Source organism: Streptomyces sp. NPDC003247 (assembly GCF_042888135.1).
Taxonomy (GTDB): domain Bacteria; phylum Actinomycetota; class Actinomycetes; order Streptomycetales; family Streptomycetaceae; genus Streptomyces.
On record NZ_JBIAPF010000005.1, the window covers coordinates 284,442 to 308,944 of the forward strand.

Annotated in this window: 20 protein-coding genes; 3 read left to right on the top strand and 17 right to left on the bottom strand. The window is 70.6% G+C overall.

What is annotated here, in order from left to right; translation table 11 throughout:
• Positions 1-74: 74 nt before the first annotated feature.
• From ACFYWQ_RS18795 to ACFYWQ_RS18830, 8 genes are all read right to left on the bottom strand, one after another.
• On the bottom strand, positions 75-1,169 hold the full coding sequence (locus tag ACFYWQ_RS18795) for a LacI family DNA-binding transcriptional regulator (protein ID WP_389517869.1): 1,095 nt from the start codon (positions 1,167-1,169) through the stop codon (positions 75-77).
• Positions 1,170-1,457: 288 nt separating this feature from the next.
• Positions 1,458-4,496 (bottom strand): family 78 glycoside hydrolase catalytic domain, encoded by a 3,039-nt coding sequence (locus ACFYWQ_RS18800; protein WP_389518324.1) that lies wholly within the window; start codon positions 4,494-4,496, stop codon positions 1,458-1,460.
• Positions 4,497-4,909: 413 nt separating this feature from the next.
• Entirely contained in the window at positions 4,910-6,541 is a 1,632-nt protein-coding gene (locus ACFYWQ_RS18805; RefSeq protein WP_389517871.1) for a glycoside hydrolase family 13 protein, read from the bottom strand.
• Between the two features lie 3 nt (positions 6,542-6,544).
• Complete coding sequence (locus ACFYWQ_RS18810) at positions 6,545-7,453, bottom strand: carbohydrate ABC transporter permease (RefSeq protein WP_389517873.1); 909 nt, start codon at positions 7,451-7,453, stop codon at positions 6,545-6,547.
• Positions 7,450-8,397: a carbohydrate ABC transporter permease gene (locus ACFYWQ_RS18815; protein WP_389517875.1), complete on the bottom strand. Its 948-nt coding sequence runs from the start codon at positions 8,395-8,397 to the stop codon at positions 7,450-7,452. The genes ACFYWQ_RS18810 and ACFYWQ_RS18815 overlap by 4 nt, the downstream gene beginning before the upstream one ends.
• A 3-nt stretch (positions 8,398-8,400) precedes the next feature.
• Positions 8,401-9,690 carry an ABC transporter substrate-binding protein gene (locus ACFYWQ_RS18820; RefSeq protein ID WP_389517877.1) on the bottom strand — a complete coding sequence of 430 codons (1,290 nt, stop codon included), beginning with the start codon at positions 9,688-9,690 and terminating at the stop codon, positions 8,401-8,403.
• Positions 9,691-9,840: 150 nt separating this feature from the next.
• Positions 9,841-11,010, bottom strand: coding sequence for an ROK family protein (locus tag ACFYWQ_RS18825; RefSeq protein WP_389517879.1), 1,170 nt, complete (start codon positions 11,008-11,010; stop codon positions 9,841-9,843).
• A 236-nt stretch (positions 11,011-11,246) separates the two neighbouring features.
• The gene (locus tag ACFYWQ_RS18830; protein ID WP_389517881.1) at positions 11,247-12,386 is read right to left on the bottom strand and encodes an ROK family protein; all 1,140 of its coding nucleotides are present in this window, start codon (positions 12,384-12,386) and stop codon (positions 11,247-11,249) included.
• Positions 12,387-12,825: 439 nt separating this feature from the next.
• Between ACFYWQ_RS18830 and ACFYWQ_RS18835 the strand changes: the two genes are divergently transcribed.
• A complete protein-coding gene (locus ACFYWQ_RS18835) occupies positions 12,826-14,118 on the top strand; it encodes a family 16 glycosylhydrolase (protein WP_389517883.1) in 1,293 nt (430 codons plus the stop codon).
• Between the two features lie 387 nt (positions 14,119-14,505).
• Positions 14,506-14,676 (top strand): hypothetical protein, encoded by a 171-nt coding sequence (locus ACFYWQ_RS18840; RefSeq protein WP_389517885.1) that lies wholly within the window; start codon positions 14,506-14,508, stop codon positions 14,674-14,676.
• A gap of 429 nt (positions 14,677-15,105) precedes the next feature.
• Here ACFYWQ_RS18840 and gdhA read toward each other — a convergent pair whose 3' ends face one another.
• Genes gdhA through ACFYWQ_RS18885 form a run of 9 tightly spaced genes read right to left on the bottom strand, consistent with a single transcriptional unit; the run spans position 15,106 to position 23,394 of the window.
• A complete protein-coding gene (gene gdhA / locus ACFYWQ_RS18845; RefSeq protein ID WP_389517887.1) occupies positions 15,106-16,452 on the bottom strand; it encodes an NADP-specific glutamate dehydrogenase in 1,347 nt (448 codons plus the stop codon).
• Between the two features lie 46 nt (positions 16,453-16,498).
• Positions 16,499-17,074, bottom strand: a complete 576-nt coding sequence (locus tag ACFYWQ_RS18850) for a TetR/AcrR family transcriptional regulator (protein ID WP_389517889.1) — start codon at positions 17,072-17,074, stop codon at positions 16,499-16,501.
• A gap of 32 nt (positions 17,075-17,106) precedes the next feature.
• Positions 17,107-18,276, bottom strand: a complete 1,170-nt coding sequence (locus ACFYWQ_RS18855) for a pyridoxal phosphate-dependent aminotransferase (RefSeq protein ID WP_389517891.1) — start codon at positions 18,274-18,276, stop codon at positions 17,107-17,109.
• 35 nt (positions 18,277-18,311) lie between these two features.
• On the bottom strand, positions 18,312-19,106 hold the full coding sequence (locus ACFYWQ_RS18860) for an SDR family oxidoreductase (protein ID WP_389517893.1): 795 nt from the start codon (positions 19,104-19,106) through the stop codon (positions 18,312-18,314).
• Positions 19,107-19,155: 49 nt separating this feature from the next.
• Positions 19,156-20,178 carry a biotin-dependent carboxyltransferase family protein gene (locus ACFYWQ_RS18865; RefSeq protein WP_389517895.1) on the bottom strand — a complete coding sequence of 341 codons (1,023 nt, stop codon included), beginning with the start codon at positions 20,176-20,178 and terminating at the stop codon, positions 19,156-19,158.
• Positions 20,175-20,912 carry an allophanate hydrolase subunit 1 gene (locus ACFYWQ_RS18870; RefSeq protein ID WP_389517897.1) on the bottom strand — a complete coding sequence of 246 codons (738 nt, stop codon included), beginning with the start codon at positions 20,910-20,912 and terminating at the stop codon, positions 20,175-20,177. The genes ACFYWQ_RS18865 and ACFYWQ_RS18870 overlap by 4 nt, the downstream gene beginning before the upstream one ends.
• Before the next feature lie 18 nt (positions 20,913-20,930).
• Entirely contained in the window at positions 20,931-21,746 is an 816-nt protein-coding gene (locus ACFYWQ_RS18875) for a LamB/YcsF family protein (protein ID WP_389517899.1), read from the bottom strand.
• Positions 21,747-21,775: 29 nt separating this feature from the next.
• On the bottom strand, positions 21,776-21,991 hold the full coding sequence (locus ACFYWQ_RS18880; RefSeq protein WP_389517901.1) for a hypothetical protein: 216 nt from the start codon (positions 21,989-21,991) through the stop codon (positions 21,776-21,778).
• Positions 21,992-22,017: 26 nt separating this feature from the next.
• Positions 22,018-23,394: an MFS transporter gene (locus ACFYWQ_RS18885; protein WP_389517902.1), complete on the bottom strand. Its 1,377-nt coding sequence runs from the start codon at positions 23,392-23,394 to the stop codon at positions 22,018-22,020.
• Positions 23,395-23,860: 466 nt separating this feature from the next.
• Between ACFYWQ_RS18885 and ACFYWQ_RS18890 the strand changes: the two genes are divergently transcribed.
• A complete protein-coding gene (locus ACFYWQ_RS18890) occupies positions 23,861-24,499 on the top strand; it encodes an RraA family protein (RefSeq protein WP_389517904.1) in 639 nt (212 codons plus the stop codon).
• Positions 24,500-24,503: the final 4 nt, after the last annotated feature.

Consider the following 24,503-nt stretch of genomic DNA (forward strand, 5'->3'; position numbering starts at 1 on the left):
GCACACCGACTCTCAGGGGCGCGACCGCTCCCCGGGCATGCGGCAAGGCGCACTCGCGCGCTGCCTGAATCAGGTCAGTCCGCCGCCGCACGGGCACGGCGCGGTGCGTTCCGCGACGGCGCCGCGACGGTGTCGCGGACGACGAGCCGCGTCCCCAGCAGGAAGTGCTGGGGCGCGCCGGGCGTGTCGCTCTCCAGCGCCAGGCGTACCGCGGTACGGCCCAGTTCCTTGTGCTGTACGTGCACCGTGGTGAGGCCGATGTCGGCGGCCGGCGGCAGGTCGTCGAAGCCGGTGAGCGACACGTCCTCCGGGATGCGCAGTCCCCGTTCCAGCAGAGCCTGCCGGGCACCCGCCGCGATCTCGTCGTTCGCCGCCATCACGGCGGTGAAGTCCCGCGGACCGGCGGCGAGCCGTTCGCTCATCATCCGGTATCCCTCCTCGCGCTCCATGGTGCCGTCGACCTCCAACTCCGGCTCCAGCGGGAGACCGTGGGCCCTCAGCGCGGCACGGTAGCCCTCGATCCGGCTCTCCGGCGTGGAGTACCCGGCACGCCGGCCCAGGAACAGGACGCGACGGTGCCCGGCGTCGATGAGGTGGTTGGCCATGCCGAAGGCGCCGCTGGTGTTGTCGTACTCCACGACGATGGCCGGCACGTCCGGGCCGAGCGAGGGCCTGCCGCACAGGACCAGGTGGCAGCCGACCAGGGCGAGGGACCGGGCGTAGGAGATCATGCGCTCGCGGTAGGCGTCGTCCACGACGACGTTTCCGACGAGGATCAGCGCCTCGGCGTGCCGCTCGCGCATCAGCCGCACCAGTGCCAGCTCCTGCTCGGGGTCACCGCCGGTGGTGCCGACCAGACACACCCGCCCCGCCTTGGCGGCCTGTTCCTGTACTCCCTGAGCGACGTGAGAGTAATGCGGCGAAGCCACCGAGTTGACCACTATGGCCACGTTCTTCGGCTGCACACCGGCGAGTCCCCTGGCGTGCGGGTTGGCCACGTAATCCAGCTCGCGCACCGCGCGCAGCACCTTGCTGCGGGTCGCGGGAGCGCTGGGGTAGCTGCCGGAGAGGATGCGCGAGACGGTGGCGACGGAGACGCCGGCGTGCTGCGCGACGTCGCGGATCGTCGCCGGGCGGTCTCCGCCTCTCGGGGCGGGGCGGCGGACCATCCACCCTCCTGCCGTCATCGTGGATCGCGTAAGCGTTTCAGTTCGCGATTATGGCATGTCGGCATCTTTTGCCGTACCTGGACGACCGTGGGGAGCCTTTTCGGCCGGGAGCGTCGGCCTGCCAGGTGCGAACGGCGGCCCTTTCGTCGCGTTGTCCCCCCGGGGGGATACGGTCGCCTGTTGTGTAAACGCTTCAATCCTGTGGGGCGTACAGCCTCGCCTCCCGGTGGGCGACCGGCCGGTCCGGGCCGCTGGAGCGCAGTCGGCGACCCGGAGCCCGGCCGACGATCAGCCGAGTGGCGAGGTCACCTCGTAGCGGCCGGAGGGAAGCAGGTAGGAGGCGGTGCCGTCGGCGAAGCCGAGGAACTTCACCTGGTCGAGCCGGGCCAGTGGTGTGCGGCCAGCACGGACACCGTCCGGCTCCGTGGCCGGCAGGCGCAGGGTCGCGGTGGTATTGGCCGGCACCTCGGCCCGGTAGGTCAATGTCCGGTCCGTCACCTCCCACTCGCTGCTGATCTCGCCGTACGGGGACAGGTGGGAGCCGGTCACCCGGGTGATCCGGCCGGTCGGGTCCGGGTGCGGGCTGAGGAAGAAGTGCCGGAAGCCGGGCTCCTCGGGGTCGCCGGCGATGCCCGCCATGCCGGTGTACAGCCACTCCATGATCGCGCCGTAGGCGTAGTGGTTGAAGGAGTTCATCGAGACCGGCCCGAAGCCGTCCTCCGTCGAGTACGAGTTCCAGCGCTCCCAGATGGTGGTGGCGCCGTTGTCGACCGAGAAGAGCCACGACGGCATGGCGTTCTGGTGGAGCAGCGCGTACGCGAGGTCCGCGCGGCCCTCGTCGGTGAGCACGGGCGCGAGGACGTTCACGCCGAGGAAGCCGACGGAGAGGGTGTTCTCGGCGTACTGGACGCGGGTGCTGCCGGGATGGGCCGCCTTGTACGCGGCGTCGTTGCCGATGTTCGCCGCGAGCAGTTCGACCAGTCGGCGGCGCTGGGCCTCGGTGTCGTAGAAGCCGAGCTTGAGGGCCCACAGCAGGGCGGTCTGGCTGTCGTCCTCGGGGGCGGGGCCGTTGATGGGCTTGCCGCCGAGGCTGGAGCGCAGGGTGAGCCCACCGTCCGTGGTGTCGAGGTACTTGGCGAGGAAGGCCCGCTTGATGTTCGCGAACAGGTCGTCGTAGCCGGACGCCTCCGCCGTGCGGCCCGTCGCGCGGGCCATGTGGGCCATGAGCCGGGCGCTGTAGCCGTAGTAGACGTCGCTCATGAGCTGGGTGCCGGTGCTCTGCGGGGCCAGCCAGTCGCCGAAGCGGGAGCCCTGTCCGGCGTACGTCGTCCCGGTCCGGCCCCGGATCCAGTCCAGGTAGCGGGTCATCGCGGCCCAGCTCCGCTCGATGATCGTGGTGTCGCCGCTCATCTGCCAGACCGTCCACGGCACGATCACGCCGCAGTCCGCCCAGCCGCTCACCATGGAGGTGGCGTTGTACGGCTTGCTCGGCGCGAGGGTGGTGAACTGGGCGCCGCCCACGCCGTAGGTGCGCTGGGACTGGACCAGGCTCTCCTGGTAGTGGGAGAGGAAGTTGACCACGTCTGCGTTGTACAGGCCGGTGCGGGAGAAGAGCTGGGTGTCGCCGGTCCAGCCCTGCCGCTCGTCCCGCTGCGGGCAGTCGATGGGCACCCACAGGTAGTTGCCGCGCTGCCCCCAGCGCACGTTGCCGATGAGCTGGTTGACCTTGTCGTCGTCGGTGGTGACGGAGCCGATGTCGCGGATCGCGGAGGTGCCCACCTTGCCGGTCACCCCGGTCAGGGTGACGTCGTGGGAGGTGGTGACGGAGACGTAGCGGAAGCCCGAGAAGGTGAGCGAGTCCTGGTGGGTCTCGCCGTCGGCCGCGCCTGCGAGGACGTAGGTGCTGGTGGCCTCCGCACCGCGCAGGTTGGCCCGGTAGACGGACCCCTCCGGGCCGTCGGCGCCCTCGCTCGCGTCGTTGAGCATCTCGCCGGTGCGGAAGACCACTTCGGCGCCCGCGGGGCCGCGCAGCGCGTACCGCAGGACGCCCACCATGTTCTGGCCCAGGTCGTACACGGCCGTTTCGCCGGGGCGCAGCGCGATCTCGGCGTGGGGCGCCTTCGCCGGGTCGGTGACCGTGCGGTCCGGGTCGGTGACGACGCGGCCCCTGCCGTAGGGACTGTCGGCCTCGCCCGTCACGCCGGTGCAGACGGTCACCGACACCGGCTCGCACGCCCAGTCCGGCATCAGCCGTGCGGTCTCGCCGGGGTAGGCGACCAGCTGCGAGCCGGGGAAGCGGGAGGTGAAGTCGTGTTCGTCGGCCCCCGCCCAGGCCGAGGCGTCGAAACCGCCCGCGGACCATCCCGGTATCTCGGCGCGGGCGTCGTACCGCTGCCCGGCGTAGATGTCGTCCGCCCGGTAGGGGCCGGTGTCGGTGGCCCGCCAATCGGTGCCGGGCGTGGTCACCACCGTCTGCGACGTCCCGTCGGCGTATTCGAGGAGCAGCTTCGCCTTCAGGGCGAGCCGGCTGCCGGAGGCGGAGTAGTAGGCGGCCCCGGCCGAGACCCGGCCGTTGTACCAGCCGTTGCCCAGCACCGCCCCCAGCGTGACCCGCTGCCGGTCGGCGGCCACGAGCCCGGTGACGTCGTAGCTCATGTAGTTGACGACGCTGTCGTAGTTCGTCCAGCCCGGCGTCAGCAGCTCGGGGGTGCGGTGCCCGTCCTGGGGCACGGTGACCCGGCGGCCGTTGACGTACGCCTCGTACACACCGAGCGCGCTGACGTAGAGCCGCGCCCGGCGGACCTTCGCGCGGGCGAGGGGCGTCTCGTGCCGCAGGAGGGGCGCGCCCGCGGAGTTGGCGGCCTTGCCCGCCATGGTGATCCAGCGGGCGCCGTCCCAGCCGCCCACCCCGTCGGTGCTCAGCAGGCCGGTCTCGAAGCGGGCGGTGTTCCGGGCGGTGTGGGCGCCGCCCTTCTCGTCCCACACGGTCACGGTCCAGTGGTACCGGGTGGAGCGGCTCAGCTCGGGACCGTCGTAGAGGACCGCGACCGACGCGGCGGAGTCGACGCGCCCGCTGTCCCAGACGTCCGCGCGGCCGGCGGAGAGGCGGCCGGCGGAGGTGGCGACGAGGATCCGGTACGCCTTCTGGCGTCGGCCGCGGACACGTGACGCGGTGCGCCAGCCGAGCCGGGGCCGGGCGGCGTCCACACCCAGCGGGTTCGTCCGGTGCTCGACCGTCAGCCCGGTCACGGAGGTGTCGCCGCCGCCCGGGGTGTCCGCCACCGGCGCGGCGACGGCGGGGGAGGCCGCCAGAGCCTGGTGGGCCATGAGGACGGGAAGGGTGCCGAGAGTGGAGGCGAGGACCGTTCGGCGTCCCACTTCTCTTCGTCCGGGTGTGCTCTCGTGGTGTCGCATGCCGTCGTCCCTTCGGCTCGCGGATTTTATCGATTCATATCGATCGGCGATGAAGGTAACGAGGAGAAGATTAAGGTGTCTACGCTTCTGACAAGGAATTCTGCGACGTCGAGATGCAGGTGGCCGCCGTGGTGTGGAGGGGCGTTTCCGGTCCTTTGAATCGTTCAATCGCGCCGTCGGCTGGTGCGCGGCGTCGGGCCGGCCCGACGTGCCGGCGCCCGCGGAAACGGCCGGCCCGTCGCCGTGCGCCGTTTCAGTGAACGGCGTGGAGGGCCCCCGGCCGCCGGGGTCCTGTCAGGAGGACCTCGGCGGCCGGGGGCCGGTCGTCAGCCGCGGTCGGCGGCCGGAGCGCTGAACCACCAGGCCGCGGTGTTCGCGGGAACTACGCCGGGCTCCACGGGACCACTGGCGAAGTCGGGTGTGCCGGGCAGCGGGGCGGCGGTCGGCCGGTCGGTGCAGTTCACCACGCAGGTGAAGCCGTCACCGCGGGTGAAGGCGAGGACGCCCTCGTCGCTGGGCAGCCACGCGAGGGGCGCGGTCGCCGGGATGTGCTGCTCGCGCAGCTCCATCGCCCGCTGGTACAGGTGCCAGACCGAGTCGGGGTCGGCCTCGTTGCGCTCCACGGTGTGCGGGGCGAAGTAGTCCGGCTGCGGCAGCCAGGTGTCGGCTGTCTCGGAGAAGCCGTACGGCGCCTGGTCGCCGGACCACGGGATCGGCACCCGGCAGCCGTCGCGGCCCAGGCGCTTGCCCTCCGAGCGACGGTAGATCGGGTCCGTGATGCGGTGCAGCGGCAGGTCGACGACCTCCGGGAGTCCCAGCTCCTCGCCCTGGTAGACGTAGACCGAACCGGGCAGGCCCAGCGTGAGCAGGGCACCGGCGCGGGCCCGGCGGGTGCCCAGCTCGAAGTCGCCGGGGCCGCGGCCGGCCTCGCCGCCGCCGTACCGGGTGGCGACGCGGACGCGGTCGTGGTTGCCCAGGACCCAGGTGACCGTGGAGCCGGTGACGGACGCGCCGTCCAGGCCCTGGTCGATGATGGCCCGCAGGCCCTTGCCGTCCCAGGCGGCGCCCAGGAAGTCGAAGAAGAAGCCCTGGTGCAGCTCGTCGGGGCGGACGTAGTCGGGCAGGCTGCGCTGCCCGATCCCGGTGATCTCACCGACGAGGAGGCGCACCTTGCCGTCGCGGGCCTCGTACTCGTCGCAGATGCTCCGCCAGGAGCGGTAGACCTCGTGCACCTCGGGCTGGTCCCAGGCGAGCGGGTTGGCGGCGTCGCCCACCCGCTCCTCCTCGAACGGGTCGGCCGCGTCCGGGAGGTCGGCGTGCTTGAACAGGCCCTGGGCCACGTCGATGCGGAAGCCGTCGACACCGCGGTCGAGCCAGAACCGCAGCACGTCCTGCATGAACTCCGCCACCCGAGGGTTGCGCCAGTTGAAGTCCGGCTGCTCCGGGGTGAACAGGTGCAGGAACCACTGCCCGTCGGGGCAGGAGTCCGGCACCCGCTGCCAGGCCGAGCCACCGAACATCGTCCGCCAGTTGTTCGGCGGCAGCTCGCCGTTCTCACCGCGGCCGTCGGCGAAGTGGAACATCTCCCGCTCGGGGCTGCCCGGCCCGGCGGCGAGCGCGGCCTCGAACAGCGGGTGCTCGATGGAGCAGTGGTTGGGCACCAGGTCGACCACGACGCGGATGCCGTGCTCGTGCGCGTCGGCGAGCAGCGCGTCGAAGTCGGCGAGGGTGCCGTAGACGGGGTCGACGCCGGTGTAGTCGGCGACGTCGTAGCCGTGGTCGTACTGAGGGGAGGGGTAGAAGGGGTTCAGCCAGATCCCGTCGACGCCCAGGCGCTTCAGGTACGGCAGGGCAGTGCGGACGCCGGGCAGGTCGCCGATGCCGTCGCCGTCGCTGTCGCGGAAGCTGCGGACGTAGATCTGGTAGATGACGGCGTCACGCCACCATGCTGCGGACACGTGCTATCCCTTCGTGGCGCCGGCGGTGAGACCGGCGACGATACGGCGCTGGAAGATCAGGACGAGGACGATGAGGGGGACGGTGACCACGACGGAGGCGGCCATCTGGGAGGGGAAGGGGGACTGGTGGCTGACGGCGCCGGTGAAGTTGGCGATGGCCACCGGCGCGGTGAACATCTCCTGCTGGTTGGTCATGGTCAGCGCGATGATGAACTCGTTCCACGCGGTGATGAAGACCAGGATGCCGGTGGTGAAGATGGCGGGTGTCATCAGCGGGACGAGGACGAGGCGGACGGCCTGGCGGCGGGTGCAGCCGTCCAGGAGGGCGGCCTCCTCCAGGTCCCAGGGCATCTGCCGGAAGAAGTTCGTCAGCGTCCACACCGCCAGCGGCAGCGAGATGCTGATGTTGGGCACGACGAGGGCCTGGTAGCTGTCGATCCACCCGAGCTGGGTGAACAGGTTGAACAGCGGGCTCAACACGGCGACCAGCGGGAACATCGACGTCGTCAGGACGGCGGCGAGGACCAGGTTGCGGCCGCGGAAGGTGAGCCGGGCCAGCGCGTAGGCGCAGGTCAGACCGATCAGCAGGGCCAGGACCGTGGTCGTGCCGGCCACGACGAAGCTGTTGAGCAGCGCGCGCAGGAACGCGTTCTTCTCCGACAACGCCGCCGTGTAGTTGTCCAGGCTCGGCGCCTTCGGGATCAGGGCGTTGCTGCTGAGCACCTCGGGCTCGACGGTGAAGCTGGTGCGCAGCATCCAGAGGAAGGGCGCCAGACACCACAGGACGATCAGCGCCACCAGCAGGCCGCGCAGCACACCACGGAGCGAGGGGCGCCGCGTACGCAGGACGGCGGTGCCGCTGGGCGGCGGCGCGTCGACGGACGCGGGACGCGCGAGGGTGGAGGCAGTCATGACGGCTCCTGTACGGGGTGGTGCTGGGAGGCTCGCGCCGCCTTCTTCGCCTGCTGGCGGGCCTCCTTGGCCTCACGGGTGCCGAGGGCGTCGGCGCCGAGCAGCCGGATGAACAGGTAGGCGATCACCCCGATGAAGACCAGGGTCAGCAGGGACACCGCGGAACCGGCGCCCGAATCGCCCTGCTGGATCGCGTACTTGTAGCCCAGCATCGACAGCGTGACCAGGTCCTGGTTGTCGGCGCTGCCCGCGAAGAGGTACGGCAGGTCGAAGACGCGCAGCGCGTCGAGCATGCGCATCAGAACGGCCACCAGCAGCGCCCCGTGGATCATCGGGAGCGTGATCCGGGTGAACCGCTGCCAGGCGGTGGCGCCGTCGACCCGGGCGGCCTCGTACATCTCGTTCGGGATGGTCTGGAGGCCGGCGAGGATCAGCAGGCCCATGAAGGGGGCCGACTTCCACACATCGGCGACGATGATGGCGGTCTTCGCGGCCCAGGGCTCGGTCGCCCAGATGATGTCGGTGCCCAGCACGGCGTTGACGATGCCGTGCGGGGTGAACATCCACTTCCACACCAGCGCGCTCATTGCGGTGGGGATGGCCCACGGGACCAGGATCGAGGCACGGAGCAGGCCGCGGCCGCGGATGACGTGGTGCATGGCCAGTGCCATGCCCAGGCCGATCACCGTCTCGAGAATCACCGAGATGAAGGTGAAGACGCTGGTGTTGGTGACGGCCCGCCAGAACTGCTCGGAGTGTGGGCCGGTGAGGAAGTCGGCGTAGTTGCCGAATCCCCGGTAGAACACGTTGAAGTTGATGTCCTGGCCGTACAGGGACAGCCGCACCGCCTGGAAGACGGGGTAGGCGACCACGACGGCCAGGGTGGCGATGGTCGGCAGCACCAGGGTGGCCGCGGACCGGGTCTGGGGTTGCGAGGTGGACATGACTCACTTACCGAGGAGCGGAACGAGCGCGGCCTGGAGGTCCTTGGCGGCCTCAGCAGGGGTCTTGGTGCCCTTCTCGACGGCGAGTCCGGCTTCCTGGATGGCGGCGGTCACCTGCTGGTAGGGGACGGCAGCGGGACGCGGAACGGCCTTGTCGAGGGCGGTCTTCATGGTCGACAGGTACGGGATCTCGGACACGACGTCCTTGTCCTCGTAGACCGCGCTCCGGGTGGGGGCGTACGAGCCCACCAGGAGGTTCTGCTTCTGGTTGTCCTCCTGGGTGAAGAACTTGATGAAGTCCAGCGCCGTGGCCTTGTTCTTCGCGTACGTGGATATCGCCAGGTTGTGACCGCCCAGCGTCGCCGAGCCGGCGCCGTCGGCCCCCGGGAGCGGGGCGATGTCGAACTTGCCGGCGGCCTTGTTGCCCTCGCCCTTGGCGTTGGCCAGCGCGTACATGTACGGCCAGTTGCGCTGGAAGAGCAGCTCGCCGCTCTGGAACCGGGCGCGCCCGGCCTCCTCGTCGTAGGTGAGGGCCTCGGGCGCGGCCCAGCCCTTCTTGAAGGCGTCGGCCAGGAACGTCAGGCCCTTGATGGCCTCAGGAGTGTCGGCGGTGGGCTTGCCGTCGGTGACGAGGGAGCCGCCGGCGGAGTTCACGGCCTCCGACACGTTGACCGTCAGGCCCTCGGTCTGACCGTGCTGCCCGGCGTAACAGTCGATCCCCTCCGGCTCGGCGACCTTCTCGCACGCCTCGGCCAGCTCCGCCCAGGTGGTGGGCGCCTTGAGGCCGTACTTGTCGAGGAGGTCCTTGCGGTAGTAGAGGATGCCGGTGTCGGTCTTCCACGGCACGCCGTACAGCTTGCCGTCGTACGTCGCGGTCTCCACCGGCCCGGACAGGAACTCCGAGGTGTCCACGGCGTCGTCGGGCAGCGGCACTACGTAGCCGCGCTTGGCGAACTCGCCGGTCCACACCACGTCCATGCTGATCACGGAGAACGTGTCGCTCTTGGCCTGGGCCGCCTGCGCCACCTTCGCCCGGAACTGGTCGGCGTCGAAGGTGGGCTCCTCGAAGGTGACCTTCTCCTTCGGGTGGTCGGCGTTCCAGCGGTCGACGATCTTCTGCATGCTGCCGGAGGTGTCCTTGCCCGCCACGAAGGTGATGGGACCGCGGCCCTCCAGCTTGCCGTCGGTGTCGGTGGAGGCGTTGGGCGACTCGGGCGCGCCGCAGGCGCCGAGCAAGGTCAGCGCAGCCGCCGCGGAGACGACGTTCGTGGCCGCTCGCGTGATTCTCTTCATGGTTCTGTGCCTTTCGCATACGACGCCTCGCGGGCGTCGCGGAACGAGCCGGGCGGCGATCGTCTGCGCGCCGGACGGCTCCCGGTGGTGGTGTACTGCCGTGTGATGCCTGGTGACGAGGTGGGGGATCTCGTCCTGGGACGTGGAGGATCAGGGACCGGAGGAGCCCGGTCGTGGTGCGTCGATCGTGGGGGCGGCCGGCAGGCGCCGGCCGGTGGGCTCGGTGAGCGAGGACAGGACGCAGGCCGCGGCACCGCGCGCCCAGGCCCGGTCGTCCCAGTCGTCCTGGACGAGGGAGACCTGCCGGGCGCTGCCCAGCCGACCGCGGCGCAGCTGGTCCTGTGCCGCGTCCCGCAGGTGACGCCACCAGCGCACGCCTTCGCCGGAGACGATGACCACGGCGGGGTCGAGGACGTTGACGACGAGCTGCAGGGCCTGCCCGAGCCGGACACCGGCGGACTCGAAGAGCCGGCGCGCCTTCGGGTCGCTCTCGGTCCGGGCGAGGAGCTGCTCGAAGTCGTCGGCGACACCGGACGCCGCGGCCTCCCGCGCGAGGGCGTACTCGGAGACGTACGCCTCAAGGCAGCCGTTCGCGCCGCAGCCGCACAGGGGGCCTGTCGGATCGACGGTGAAGTGGCCGATCTCGCCGGCCATGCCTCGTGCGCCGCGGTGGACCTGTCCGCCGGTGACGACCGCCGACCCCAGACCCGTTCCGAGAGTCACGATCATGAAGCAGTCGTGCTCGCGACCCGCTCCGTACAGGGCGTGGGCCCGGGCCAGGGCCATCACGTCGTTGTCGACGCGGACATGGGTGCCGAGCCGGTCGCCGAGCTCCTCGGCGAGCCGCAGGTCGCTCCATCCGGCGCGAGCCGCGTCGACCACCCGGCCCGACTCGGAGTCCACTATGCCGCTCACGCCGATGCCGACGCCCAGCAGACCCTTGCGGCCGTGCTCCTCGATCCACGCTTCCAGCAGATCGGCGAGCTGCCCGGTCGCCCGGGAGTGGTGGGAGTCGAACGGGGCCTCCATGGAAGCCGTCACCTCGCCGCGGTAGTTGACCCGGACCGCGACCACGCGGTCGGCCATCACCTTGACGCCGATGGCGTGCACGGTGGAGGCGGACGGGCCGAACCGTTCGCGGGGGCGTCCGTTGGTCTGGACGACGTCCACGACCTCCACGAGTCCCTGGCCCACGAGTTCGCGGATGGCGCTGGTGATCGTCGCTGGGGACAGGTTTAGCGCCTGCGCCAGGTCGAGCCGGGCGACCGGGCACAGACGCACGACGTGTCCGAGTACCAGTGACCGGTTGTCGGCGCGCATCCTGCGGAGCGAACCAGGCATTACATCCCCAAGCGACTTGATTCAGAGTTTGAATGAAGCGAAGCAAGCGACATCTAACATCGCGTTTGCCGTGCCGTAAAGAGGTGCGGCGAAAATTTCGGCGGCTGTGTCCAGCCTGTGTCCGGAGCGGGGCGGCCGGGCGTGCCCGGCCGCCCCGTGCGAGCCGTCGGCGGAGGGCGGTCACCGCAGGTCGGACGCCTGACGGAACGCGGGCCTCAGGGCATGTCCGGGGGCGACTGGAGCCGCAGTCCTGCGTCGAAGACTTCCTCGTCGATGAGGTCCAGGGCTGTGCGGACGGCCCCGAGGGCCACCGACTCGTCGCCGAGAACGGACATTTCGATTCTCGGTGTGGTCAGACAGGTTTCGGCCAAGTGCCGGCGCAGGGGCCCGAGTAGTCGGTCCCCGGCCTGCGACAGACCGCCGCCGATGACGATCAGGTCCGGATCGAGGGTCAGGACGAGCGCCGCGATGCCGTTGGACAGGGCCGCCGCGTAGGCGAGGACGGCCTGCTGGGCCCGGGGGTCGGCGGGCGCCGCGTCGAAGACGGCCTCCGCGTCGGCGCCGTGCCCCTCCAGATCGCCGGGCGCGTCCCACCAGCCCAGCATCCGCAGCGCGCCCAGCTCCCCGGCGGCCCCGTTCGGGCCCCGGTGCAGCCGCCCTCCGATGATCATGCCGGCGCCGGTGCGCCGGCCCGCCAGGACGTAGACCACGTCGTCGACATGCTGGGCACAGCCGTGCCAGTGCTCCGCGAGGGTGGCGAGGTTCGCGTCGTTCTCGGCCCGCACCCGGCAGCCGAACCGGTCGGCGAAGTAGCCGGACAGGTTCACGCCGGTCAGCCCGGGCAGGACCGTCGAACGCGTCATGCGCCCCGTGCGGTCCATCAGGCCCGGGAGGCCAACGGTCAACGCCCAAAGAGACGGCGATGCGATCCCCGCCTGCCGCAGGCATTCGTCCACCAGGTCGCCGGCGAGCGTCAGCCGGTTCGGTCCTGACAGGCCGTCGCTGAGCGTGCGGCGCGTACTGCCGACGACCCGGCCGTCGAGGTCGGTGACGATCGCCAGGGCCTTGCCCATGCCGATGTCCAGACCCACGGCGTGACCGGCGGCGGCGTCGAACCGGAAACGGCGTGCCGGCCGCCCCATCACCCCGTCGTCCGGCGGCAGTTCCACCACCCAGCCGCGGGCGGTGAGATCGGCCAGCACGGACTCGACCGTGGGGCGCGACAGCCCTGCCGTCCTGGCCAGTTGGGTCAGGGTGACCGGAGTGCCGGTGTGACGCAGGATGCGAAGGGCCGCCTGAGCGTTGTGCGCCCTGATGAATGCCTGATCGGCGCCGCTGCCGCGAGGTGAAGGCATCCCGTCCCCGTGAGTCCGCTGTGCGCCGGCCGTGCGGCCGACGCCTCTCCTGTGGAAGGCATCTTCAGATTACCTCCGTGTGAACTCTTGACGGCCTTTGTTACTGCCGTTTCACTGAGGGACGCCGACATACGAAAACGACCTTCGTATGTGCCGCCGGGTATCCCGCCCCGGCGGTCACGGCCTCCCCCTCATGCCTGGAGCCGCACCATGCACCGACGGCAGACGACGCCATCCTGAGCGTCGCCCCCTGCACGACTTCCTGACTTTCTGTCAGTACGTTCTCATCCGCGGACGATCCGGCCCACCCGGTCGGCGTGGACCGAGGACCACCCTGCCGCGCGCCGGCACAGCGCGACGCATGTGCGCGCTGCCAGGACGCCGCGCTCATCGCGCCCCTCCCAGCCCCCGCTTGCCTTCCGTCGAAGGAGTACCACCTGTGAAGCGCCGTTCCTTCAATGCCCTGTTGGGCGCCTCGCTGCTGTCCGCCGCCTCGATGCAGCTGACCCGCCCGGCCTTCGCCGCCACGACGTCGGACTTCCCTGCCAACTCGACCACGAAGTCCGGCTACACGCTGGACTTCCAGGAGGAGTTCGAGAGTTCGTCCCTCGACACGGACAAGTGGCTGCCGTACTACCTGCCCCACTGGAGCACCCGCGAGCTGTCCGCGCCCCGGTACAGCATCAGCGACAGCGCGCTGGCCCTGCGCATCGACGAGGACCAGCCGGCCTGGGACCCGGTCAACGACGGCATCGTCAAGTGCTCCAGCATCCAGACCTACGAGCGTAACTACCTGCACCAGTTCAACGGCTGGGACGGGCAGATGGAGATCAACCACAGCGAGCCGGACTTCAACGGCTACACCACCCAGTTCGGCTACTTCGAGATGCGGGCCAAGGGCCCCAACTGCGGGGGCGGCGGACACACGGCCTGGTGGCTCGTCGGTGACCAGGCCGACCAGGCATCCGACGGCACCGGCACCCTCCGGTCCGGCGAGATCGACATCGTGGAGAACGCCTTCTCGAACCTCGGCTCGTGGACACCCACGCTCCACAAGTGGACCGACCCGTCGTACAACAAGACGAACACGACCATGACGATCGACGGCGACCCCGCCAACGAATACCACGTCTACGGCATGGAGTGGACCCCGACCGGGCTCGAGTTCTACTACGACAACGAGTACAAGGGACGCATCGCCGGCTCGCCGCTGTACCCGATGGGCATGATGCTCGGCCTGTACACCGACGCCTCGTGGAGCGGGTCCGCCAACGACACCTGGCCCAAGACCTGGTACGTCGACTACGTGCGCGTCTTCAAGCCCGACGCCGGCTACTCCGTCTACCGGCTGAAGAACCGCAGCACCGGGCAGTACATGCATCTCCAGGACAAGACCGGCCAGGTCCAGCTCGCCACCAGCGTGCCCAGCACGTACTGGTCCGGCCACTGGTACACCCGGACCGACAGCTCGGGCTACACCCGCATCCGCAACCGCTGGACCGGCGACTTCCTCAACAACCAGACCCCCAGCGGGGCCGTGCAGTACAGCCACATCGCGGACAAGTGGTGGAGCGCCGACTGGGTCCTGGAGACCAACGGCAGCTACGTGCGCATCCGCAACCGCAACACCGGCGACTACCTGCACGCCGAGAACAAGCTCGGCTACGTCGAGGAGAGCGCCGCCCCCACCACCTGGTGGAGCGCCGACTGGTCCCTGGAGGCGACCAGCTGACATCACCGCGGCGGCAGCCGCTCCGGGCGGAGGCCCGCCGGCCGGACACGCTCCGGCCGGCGGGCCTCCGCGCCGCCATGACGGGACGGGCGCGCACCGCCCGTCCCGCCCGCAGGAATCCCAGCTCCTCCTCGACCGCACCGCTCCGGCCGATCCGACGCGTCCCTCCCGGACCACCCGAACGTCGCATCCACCGCACCGCACCGCACCGAAAGGACCTGCTGTGATCCTCTCGACCGGAACCCCGCCCTGCCGCAGTACCTGACCTTCACCTGGGCCGACGGGACGGACGCCGACCAGATCGGCATCCACACCAACTACGGCCAGGGACAGGGGATCACCTCAGCCGCCGTCGAGGTCACGACGGACGGCGCCACCTGGACCGAGGTGGCCGACAGCGGGGCCCGCACCTACCTCACCAACGACGCCACCGTGGAGGCGCAGCTCGTCGACCTCCCGCAGCAGGAGAACCTGCGAGGTCTGCGGATCAGGGTCAATGGGGCGAACCTGACCTGGAAACACTACGCGCTCGCCGAGATCGAGATCCTCGACAACTGACCCGTCCCCGGCCGCGGGACGTCCGGCAGCAGGTCCGGACGTCCCGCACGGCACCGGTTCCGTCCCGCCATGCCGGGCCGGAGCGGACCGTGCGCCGTCCGACGGCTCAGCGCGACGACAGGAGGTGCCGGCCGGCGGCCACCCGGAACCGTGATCCGCCGGGAAGCGGCACTTCGACGGACACGCCGTCCGGCACGAGGACCTCGACCTCGGACCTGTCCCCGTCACATCGCCAGGCCGACTCGGCCGAGCACGGCGGAACGCGGCCTGAGCGGATCCGGGTGGTGGCCGGCCCGGCCGCGGCCGCGGGGAAACCGGCGGGCGACGCGGTGACACCGCCGAAGGCGCCGTCACCGGGCACGGATGACGGTCTCTCTCCGTGCCCTCCCGGGGTGCTCGGCAGTCCTCGCGGCGAACCGGACCGGGAGGTCAGATCACTCCCTGCGCCGTCATCGCCTCCGCGACACGCAGGAAGCCCGCGGTGTTGGCGCCGAGCACGTAGTCGTCGGCGTCACCGCCGTAGGTCTCGGCCGTGGCACGGCACTGCGCGTGCACCTGCCGCATGATGTCCGCGAGCCTGCTCTCGGTCCGCTCGAAGGTCCAGGCGTCGCGGGAGGCGTTCTGCTGCATCTCCAGGGCGGAGGTCGCCACCCCGCCCGCGTTGGCCGCCTTGCCGGGGCCGAACAGCACCCGGGCGTCCCGGAAGACCTCGACGGCTTCGGGGGTGCACGGCATGTTGGCGCCCTCGGCGACGGCCAGCACGCCGTTCTTCACCAGGGCCACGGCGTCCTGCTGACGCAGCTCGTTCTGGGTGGCACACGGCAGGGCGATGTCGCACGGCACGTCGAACACCGATCCCCGCGCGGAGAAGCGGGCGGTGGGCTTCGCCTCGGCGTAGGCGGCGACGCGGGCGCGGCGCACCTCCTTGACCTCCTTCAGCAGGGCGAGATCGAGGCCGTCCTCGTCGACGACGTAGCCGGAGGAGTCGGAACAGGCCACCACCCGTCCGCCCAGGCTGTGCACCTTCTCGACCGCGTAGAGGGCGACGTTCCCCGATCCGGAGACCACCACACGGCGGCCGTCGAAGTCCTGGCCCCGGGTGGCGAGCATCTCCTGGGCGAAGTACACGGTGCCGTAGCCGGTCGCCTCGGTGCGGGCCTGCGAACCGCCCCAGCCCACCGGCTTGCCCGTCAGGACGCCGCTCTCGTAGCGGTTGGTGATCCGCTTGTACTGGCCGAAGAGGTAGCCGATCTCGCGGCCGCCCACGCCGATGTCCCCGGCGGGCACGTCGGTGTGTTCTCCCAGGTGACGGTGGAGCTCGGTCATGAAGGACTGGCAGAACCGCATCACCTCCGCCTCGGACCGCCCCTTGGGGTCGAAGTCGGACCCGCCCTTGCCACCGCCGATCGCCATCCCGGTCAGCGCGTTCTTGAAGATCTGCTCGAATCCGAGGAACTTGACGATGCCGAGATCGACGCTCGGGTGGAACCGCAGACCGCCCTTGTAGGGTCCGAGCGCGCTGTTGAACTCCACCCGGAAGCCGCGGTTCACCTGTACCGTGCCGTGGTCGTCCACCCATGGCACGCGGAACATGAGCTGTCGTTCCGGCTCGCACAGCCGCTCCACGACACGGTTCTCCGCGTACTCGGGGTGCGCCCGGAGCACGGGGCCTATCGCCTGCAGGACCTCCCGCGCGGCCTGGTGGAACTCCGCCTCCCCCGGATCGCGCCGGCACAACCCGGCGTAAACGGTCTCGACATAGGCGCTGACGTCCATGGAAGTGCTGTCTCCCTGTTCATGTGCGGGCATTCGGAGGTGCGCATCAGAGGTGCCGGGTGGACCAGCCGATCAAGGCGCCGCGCAGGGCCGCCAGGAGGCGGGTGGCGGTCTCCTCCTCGCTGCGCCCACTCGTGATGAGGTCGAGGATGTCGCGGGGGTCGAACAGCGCGTTCCACAGATACAGGGCCTCGTCGCCGAGGTCGCCCAGGCCGAGTTCCTCTGTCGTCTGCCGCAGCGGCTCGGCGAGTGCTTCGGCCTGCGGGACGAGGTAACCGGTGTTCTCGCGCAGCCGCTCCAGGTAGCCGCGGTGCGAACGCATCTGTGCCATGGCGCCACCGTGCTCCAGCACCAGCGACACCCAGTACCGGGACACCGCCTCGAGCCTGGCCATGCCCCGTACGGTCTGACGTGCACTGAACTCCTGCAGTTCGGAGCCCACTTGGGCGCGGAACGCGTGCAGTACCTCCTCGACCGAGGAGAAATGGCGGTAGGCCGTCGCGGTGGACACCTCGGCGTGCCGGGCGATCTCCGCCAGGCTGACGGGCCCCGGCGACTTCTCGAACAGGCGCGCGGCGGCCTTGATGAGGTGCCTGCGGTTGCGCTCGGTGTCACTGCGCATGGGCGACTTTCTCCTCGCGTCGGGGGCGGCGTTCACCGCAAGGCGGCGAAGCCCAGGGCGAGTCGGCGGACGCCCTCGGTGATGGACTGCGGGCTGGCAGCGTACGACAGGCGCAGGTGCCCCTCGCCGCAGGCGCCGAACTCACTGCCGGGCCGGACGGCCACACCCTGCGCGCGCAGGGCGGCGACGACCTCCACGGACGGCAGGTCCAGGTCGTAGCGCGGGAACTGGTAGAACGCCCCCTCCGGCGAACTGAGCGTCAGGCCGGGAACGTCCGCGAGCGCGTCGCGCATGAGGTCGCGCCGCTGGAGGTACGCCTGGCGCATACGGTCCACGTCCGCCTCGCAGCGCTCCACCGCGACCAGCGCCGCGTCCTGGATGAAGGTGTTGACGGAGCCGTTGAAGGTGTTGTGGATGCGGGCCGACGCCCGGATCAGCTCCGACGGGCCCCACAGGTATCCCACGCGCCAGCCGGTCATCGCGTAGCTCTTGGAGAAGGTCTGGCAGTACACGGTGCGCTCGCGCAGGCCGTCGAGCGAGATCGCCGAGGTGAAGGGGCGGCCGGTGAAGTCCAGCGCGGAGTACGCCTCGTCGGAGATGACGATGGTGGAGGTGCCGTCGAGCAGCTTGGCGAGCGTGTCGAGTTCCTCGCGGCTGTGCACGATGCCGGTGGGGTTGCAGGGGTTGCAGAAGACGAAGAGCCGGGCGTCGACGAGGGCGTCGGCGAGCCGGTCGAGGTCCCAGTGCAGGTCCGGCGCGAGCGGGACGGGCACGACGACCCCGCCGGCCATGCTGACGAGGTCGGCGTAGAGGGAGTAGGTGGGGTCCGGGACGACGACCCGGTCGCCCGGGTTGACGACGGCGAGGATCGAGGCGGCGAGACCCGCGGTGCCGCCCTGGGTGATCAGGATGTCGCCGGCGCTCGCCGGTACCCCGGCCAGGCCGGTCAGCTGCTCGGCGAGTGCCTCGCGCAGGGCCGGTTCGCCGAGCAGGGGCGAGTAGTGCGTGCGGCCCGCGCGCAGCGCGCCGAGGGCGGCTTCGGTCACTGCCTCCGGGGTGTCGAAGTCGGGCTCTCCCATGGCGAGGGAGACGAGGTCGCCACGGGACTGCGGCTGCTGCGTCCGGCGGGAGGCGGCGGCGATCCGGGCGACGGCCTCGGCCGTGCCGAAGACGGGGGACGGTGCGGTGAGGGAGGGAGGCATCGAACTCTCCTGGTGGCGTTCCTGGTGGCGGGTGTTCAGAGCTGCGGCTCGGCGTCGGCGGGAGCGCCCGCCCAACGGCTGACCTCCAGGTCGCCGGAGGTGTCGCGTTGCCGGGTGGGGGCGACGACCATCTCCTGGAGGACGACCCGCTGAGGAAGGGTGACGGCGAGTCGGATGGCCTCGGCGACGTCCACGGGCTGCACCATGCCGGCGCGCTCCTCGGGGGCCGGCGGGCGTGCCCGGTTGTCGAGGATCGGGGTGTCCGCCTCGCCGGGCAGCACGGTGATGGCGCGCAGGCCCTGGTTGCGGAAGGTGTTGTGCAGGAAGGTCATGAAGTTGCGGACGCCGGCCTTGGCGGCGCCGTAGGCCGCGCCGCCGAGCAGGTTGGGGTTGACGGCGGCGAGCGAGGAGACGGTCACGATGGTGCCCGTGCCGCGTCCGAGCATGTCCGGCAGGACGGCCTGGGTGAGCTGGAAGACGGCCGTGAGGTTGACGTCGAGCACCTGGCGCCACTCCTCGTGCGGCAGCCACTGCGGGTTGAGCACCGAGGACGCGCTGCCCGCGTTGTTCACCAGGATGTCGACGGGGCCGAACTCGGTGCGGACCCGGTCCAGGACGCGGGTGACGTCCTCGGTGCGGGTGATGTCGGCGGCGAGGGCCAGGGCCGTGCCGCCTTCCGCGCGGATGGTGTCCGCGACCTCGTCGAGGGCCTGCTGCCGACGGCCGAGCAGGACGACGGTGATGCCGTCCCGGGCCAGCAGCCGTGCGGTCTCCAGGCCCATCCCGCTGCCTGCTCCCGTGATGAGCGCGGTCTTGGCCGACGTCGTCATCGAGCCACCTCCTTGGTCGGTCGGGGCGCTTTGATATGCGATTCGTACTTCAATTGAGAATATCTTCTCGTTTTATGCGCGACAAGGGTGCGGAGAAACCGAGGGCGCCGAACGCTTCGGCGGCAGCCCGTCCCAGCGTCCGCACCTCGGCCGCACGCTGCGTGAACCGACGCAGCGAGGTCTCCCGGTCGGTCCACCGGAACCGCAGCCGGCGTCCCGGACCCGCCTGCCCGAGCAGAGGAAGACAGGCCCGCGAGGCGACGCCGACGATCGGGTAGCCCGCCGTCAGGCTCCGGTAGCGGCCGAGCACGATGAGCTCGTCCGCGTGCGGGATCTGGAGCGCCCCGACGGGCACGCCGTGCGAGACGATCTCGGTGTCGCCGTCCGGGTGGAGTACCGGTCCGTCGAGCCGGAGCCCCACGTGGTTGGAGCGGGGCGTGACGGTGTAGACCGAGTCCTCGATCAGCTCCCGGACGCCGGGAATGGTGTGGATGCCGTGGCTCGCGACGACGTCGACGGTCCAGGTCCCCTCGTCGAAGCGGGGGACGGGCACGGGAAGCCGGAACAGCAACGGCTCGAACGGCCGGCGGCCGAAACCACCGAACTCCGTCTCCAGCAGCACCCGATCGCCCCGCGACACGGCCTGCCCGAAGCCCATCCGGGCGTCCGGGGCGGTGCTGCCCAGCAGCCGTTTCGCGGCGAGTGCGCCGTTGACCGCCAGGTAGGTGCGCGTTCCGCGGCTGATGTCCGGGCGGACACGGATCTCCTGGCCGGCCGGCACCAGCAGGGGAGTCCAGGCGGTCGCGGGCGCGCCTGCCACGGTCACCTCGGCGGGGGCACCGGTCACGGCCAGGAGCACGTCGGCGTCCGGCACCAGGGCCAGTTCGCCGCCGAGGCTCTCCAGGAGCGTCGCGTGCGCGGGGTTGCCCGCGAGCAGGTTGGCGACGGCCGCCGCGTGCTGGTCGGCGGCCCCTCCGGTGGGCACGCCGCGCTGTTCGGAGCCGTGCCGGCCGAGGTCCTGGAACGTCGTGATCCAGCCGGTGTGCGTGATGTCGAGTGCCACGGTCGTCATACGGAGTCCTCCACCGGCAGCAGGAACCCGCCGTCCGCAGCGGCCGCCTCGGTCTGTGTCACGGGGACGAAGCGCACGACGTCACCGGCGGCGAAGGAGACGGGTTCCGGGCGGGAGATGTCGACGATCGTGTAGGGGGTGCGGCCGACGACACGCCATCCGGTGGGCCCGGGGAACGGCTGGATGATCGCGTTGGTGCCCGCGATCATGATCGAGCCGGGGACGACGTCGGTACGCGGTTCGGCCCGCCTGCGTACCGGCCGGGGCACCTTGAGCCCGTCCATCATGGGCGCCATCGCGGCGCCCAGCAGGGAGATCGTGAACGTGGAGTCCGCGATGGCCTCGACGACCTCGGCGGCGGTGCAGCCGAGTTCCCCCGCCACCGAGGCCAGGTCGGGACCCGTCTCGTCGTCGAAGACGACCGGAATGGCGAAGGTGCGCGCCGCACGCACGCCGGACGCGTCCGCGGCGGGCACGGGCGCCCACTCCGCCACCAGACGAGCCGCGTACTCCACGTGCTGCGGAGCCGTCAGCAACGGGTCGAACTCGATGAGCAGCGATTCCAGGCCGGAGACGACGTCGAAAACGCCGTGCGGCCGGTGGGCCAGGAACCGGTCCCGGAAGGCGACGATGGCGGCCCTGCGGATCGTCCGGTCGGGGTGCGGGATGGTCACCATGACCGCCGAGTCCCCGAAGGGCTCGACGGTGATGGCGCCGTACGGTGCTGTGGTCATTGCCTGGTGCGCGCGGCCTCAGCGAGCCGACGCGGCCTCCGCCTTCTTCGCCTTCTCCGCCAGGACGTCCCGCAGTCCGGTGACGCGGATGCCCTCGGCATCCAGCGCGGCACGCAGCGCGGTGCCGTTCGCCAGGACGGTGGGGTGGTCGCCGTGCAGCAGCAGGATGTCGGCGTCGTGCCCGAGCGGGACCACGTTGCCGTTGACGGAACGGACCGTGCCCTCGCGCACGACCTGCCGGGCACGCTCGCCGATGAGCTGCGGGTCGTGGATGAGGCCGCCCTCGTGCGAGCGCGGGACCGGCATGCCGTCGTCACCGTAGCCGCGGTCCGCCAGGAAGACGTAGCCCACCTCCAGGCCGCGCTTGCGTGACTCCTCGGCCAGCAGACCGCGCTGACAGATGACGATGTAGTCCTTGTTGTACGCGGCGATGGCGTCGGTGATGGCGCGGGCGTGCTTGGCGTCGGTCTGCGCGATCGAGCCCATGCGCCCGTGCGGCGCGACGTGGCTGATGGTGCCGCCGTGCACCCGGGCGAAGCCGTCCAGCGCGCCGAGCTGGTAGAGCACGTCGGTGCGGATCTCCTCCTCGGTCGCCTCGATGAGGCGGCGGCCGAAGCCCACGAGGTCGGGGTAGCCCGGGTGGGCGCCCAGCTCGATGCCGCGCTCGACGCACTCGGCGACGGTCCGGTCCATGATGCGCGGGTCACCGGCGTGGAAGCCGCAGGCGATGTTGGAGGAGGTGACGAGGCCGAGCAGGGCGGCGTCGTCACCGATCGTGTAGTTGCCGAAGCTCTCGCCGAGGTCGGCGACGACGGCTACGGAGTTGATGCCCATGTGGTTCTCCTGGTGCGGGTTCTACGGTTTTACGGTTCGGCGTGTTCGGCGTGTTCGGTGTGGGTTCGGGGACCGGGGCCCGTCCTGAGGAAGGCCGCGGGCGGGACGAGGGCGACGGGGTACTCGCCCCGTTCGAGGGCCCGCTCGACGTACTCGGCGACGGCCCAGTTGGTGCGGACCGTGTCCATGGCCCGCGGACGGCGCGGGTTCTGCCCCTCGGGGCCGGGCGCGCGGATGCGTCCCATGGCGTCTCCCTTGTGCGGACGGTGGTTCAGCGGTCGGCGAGCGGCCGGCCTTTGGTCTCGCGCACGAAGGCGAGGGCGACCAGGGTGATCAGGGCGGTGAGGATGGAGGCGAAGGCGGGCACCAGCTGGGATCCGGTCGACTCGATCAGCTCGGTCATCACCAGCGGTGCGCTGCCGCCGAAGATGATGGTCGAGAGGGAGAAGCCGATGCTGTAGGCGGAGTAGCGCACGGTGGTCGGGAACATCTCGGCGAGCACCGTGTGGATGACCGCGGCGTGGCCGGAGAAGGCGACGGCCAGGACGACGGTGCCGATGCAGGCGAGTCCGACCTCGCCCGTGGTGATGAGCTTGAACATCGGGTACGAGACGGCGGCCATGGCGATCGCGGAGCCGGCGAGGACGGGCTTACGGCCGATCCGGTCCGACAGCCGGGCCATCAGCGGGATACAGACGGCGATGGCCACCAGGCTGACCGCGGTGACCATGAGCGCCCGCAGCATCGAGAAGTTGTGCTCGCCGAGCGAGGTCTTGAGGTAGGTCGGCATGTAGACGAACAGGAGGTAGTAGCCGGGGCCGTTGAGCGCGGGCAGGAAGATCGTGAGCACGATCGCCTTGAGGTGCCGGGGGGAGCCGAGCGCCTCGCGCAGCGGGTTGCGCGCGACGGTGTTCTGCTCGCGCAGCGACTCGAAGTGCGGCGTCTCCTCCAGCCGGCGGCGGATGTAGAAGCCCACGTAGCCGAGCGGGACGGCGAGCAGGAAGGGCACCCGCCAGGCCCAGGAGGTCATCGTGTCGTCACCGAACGCCGTGATGAGGAGCGCGGACAGGGAGCTGCCGACCATGAGGGCGATGAACGACCCGACCGCGATGAAGCTCATCATGAAGTTCCGGCGGCTGTCCGGGGCGTATTCGCCGACGAAGGACATCGCACCGGCCACCTCGCCGCCCGCGGAGAAGCCCTGGAGCACCCGCAGCAGGACCAGCAGGACGGGGGCGGCGACACCTATGACGTTGGAGGACGGGATCAGCCCGATGGCCGCGGTCGCGGCCGATATGAGCACCAACAGGGCGGCGAGCAGGCTCTTGCGGCCGATCCTGTCCCCGAAATAGCCGCAGATGACGCTGCCGAACGGCCGCGCGACGAAGCTGACCAGGAAGCCGACGTTGGTGAGGAAGAGGTTGCCGGCGTCCGCCTCACCCATGATGTTGACGGCGAGGTAGGTGACCAGCAGGCCGTAGATGCCGTAGTCGTACCACTCGACGAAGGAGCCGATCGCACCGGCGACGGTGGCCTTGCGGACGACCTTGTCATCGGCGGAGACGGCGTCGACGGCCGAGGCGTCGGTGCCGTTCGACGCCGCTTCGAGACGATCTGACGGGGTGCTGAGCCGATCTGACGTTGCCATACGCGTTCACTTTCGGTGTCGCGGACCCCTGCGCGGTGTCCTGACGGGGTCGGGGTACGACTGCTCGTCCCCGCGATGACGGGAACGGAGGAGGAACCCCAGGAGAGGGAGTGACGTGTTTCGGGGCCGCCGGCCTGCAGACCACAACGCCGGAGCCGAGATGCGACTGGAATTTCGAATGAGAATAGATTCGCATTCTGGGTGGGTCAAGGACTCGTATTGCCCCGAAGTTAACCTTCCGCTTCGACTGTGTCTCCGAGCCCGAAACGGGGGCCGGGACGCGGTCCGGCGCCGCCCACCCTTGTGCTGTGGCCTGGATGGATGCAGACTGACTCACGCGAAACGCGAAAGTTTTCGCACTTTCGGGCGGCGGCGTACGCCCCCGTGTCCCGTGCCCTCGCGGCGCCGGCGCCACCTCGGCGACCGCAGCCACCACCGCGATCCCGTTCCCCCGAGGAGTTCTTCGATGACCCAGGACAACGTGCGCGTCCACACCCAGTGGAACCGTGTCGACGAGAAACTGCTGGACCGGTTCCGTGCCCACTCGGTGGCCAACCTCGGGGACGCCCTGGACCGGCTGAACATCGCGGACGGCGGCATCGTGCCCGTCTGGAACGGCGCGAAGGCCGTCGGCACAGCGCTGCCGGTCCTCTCCGTGGCGGGCGACAACAAGGCCGTGATCGCGGCGGTGGACCACGTCCGTCCCGGCGACATGCTGGTCATCAACGCGTTCGGCTACGACGGCAGGGCCATCATGGGCGACAACCTCGCCCAGCGCTTCGCCGTCTACGGGGCGGCCGGCGCGGTCGTGGACGGCTACGTACGCGACGCCGCCATCATCGAGGACCTCGCCTTCCCGGTCTTCGCCCGCGGTCTCACCCCCGCCGGTCCGTTCAAGAACGGCCCCGGCTCGATCGGTGAGGCGGTCGCCATCGGCGGCGTCGTGGTCAACCCCGGCGACATCGTCGCCGCCGACGGCGACGGCGTCATCGTCATCCCGCCGCACCGCGCCGAGGAGGCACTCGAAGCGGTCGAGGCCATCGTCGCCCGGGAGGCGGCCCTGGACGCCGAGGTCGAGACCCTGCGCGCCGAGGCCGCGAGGTGACCGC

What these genes read in the sequence shown, in the direction of transcription:
- ACFYWQ_RS18875 (WP_389517899.1), bottom strand. Translation starts at nt 21,746, where the DNA reads ATGGGCATCAACTCCGTAGCCGTCGTCGCCGACCTCGGCGAGAGCTTC.
- ACFYWQ_RS18815 (WP_389517875.1), bottom strand. Translation starts at nt 8,397, where the DNA reads ATGTCCACCTCGCAACCCCAGACCCGGTCCGCGGCCACCCTGGTGCTG.
- ACFYWQ_RS18890 (WP_389517904.1), top strand. Translation starts at nt 23,861, where the DNA reads ATGACCCAGGACAACGTGCGCGTCCACACCCAGTGGAACCGTGTCGAC.
- ACFYWQ_RS18850 (WP_389517889.1), bottom strand. Translation starts at nt 17,074, where the DNA reads ATGCGCAGTGACACCGAGCGCAACCGCAGGCACCTCATCAAGGCCGCC.
- ACFYWQ_RS18795 (WP_389517869.1), bottom strand. Translation starts at nt 1,169, where the DNA reads ATGGTCCGCCGCCCCGCCCCGAGAGGCGGAGACCGCCCGGCGACGATC.
- ACFYWQ_RS18820 (WP_389517877.1), bottom strand. Translation starts at nt 9,690, where the DNA reads ATGAAGAGAATCACGCGAGCGGCCACGAACGTCGTCTCCGCGGCGGCT.
- ACFYWQ_RS18830 (WP_389517881.1), bottom strand. Translation starts at nt 12,386, where the DNA reads ATGCCTTCACCTCGCGGCAGCGGCGCCGATCAGGCATTCATCAGGGCG.
- ACFYWQ_RS18825 (WP_389517879.1), bottom strand. Translation starts at nt 11,010, where the DNA reads ATGCGCGCCGACAACCGGTCACTGGTACTCGGACACGTCGTGCGTCTG.
- gdhA (WP_389517887.1), bottom strand. Translation starts at nt 16,452, where the DNA reads ATGGACGTCAGCGCCTATGTCGAGACCGTTTACGCCGGGTTGTGCCGG.
- ACFYWQ_RS18885 (WP_389517902.1), bottom strand. Translation starts at nt 23,394, where the DNA reads ATGGCAACGTCAGATCGGCTCAGCACCCCGTCAGATCGTCTCGAAGCG.
- ACFYWQ_RS18880 (WP_389517901.1), bottom strand. Translation starts at nt 21,991, where the DNA reads ATGGGACGCATCCGCGCGCCCGGCCCCGAGGGGCAGAACCCGCGCCGT.
- ACFYWQ_RS18870 (WP_389517897.1), bottom strand. Translation starts at nt 20,912, where the DNA reads ATGACCACAGCACCGTACGGCGCCATCACCGTCGAGCCCTTCGGGGAC.
- ACFYWQ_RS18860 (WP_389517893.1), bottom strand. Translation starts at nt 19,106, where the DNA reads ATGACGACGTCGGCCAAGACCGCGCTCATCACGGGAGCAGGCAGCGGG.
- ACFYWQ_RS18855 (WP_389517891.1), bottom strand. Translation starts at nt 18,276, where the DNA reads ATGCCTCCCTCCCTCACCGCACCGTCCCCCGTCTTCGGCACGGCCGAG.
- ACFYWQ_RS18810 (WP_389517873.1), bottom strand. Translation starts at nt 7,453, where the DNA reads ATGACTGCCTCCACCCTCGCGCGTCCCGCGTCCGTCGACGCGCCGCCG.
- ACFYWQ_RS18800 (WP_389518324.1), bottom strand. Translation starts at nt 4,496, where the DNA reads ATGGCCCACCAGGCTCTGGCGGCCTCCCCCGCCGTCGCCGCGCCGGTG.
- ACFYWQ_RS18865 (WP_389517895.1), bottom strand. Translation starts at nt 20,178, where the DNA reads ATGACGACCGTGGCACTCGACATCACGCACACCGGCTGGATCACGACG.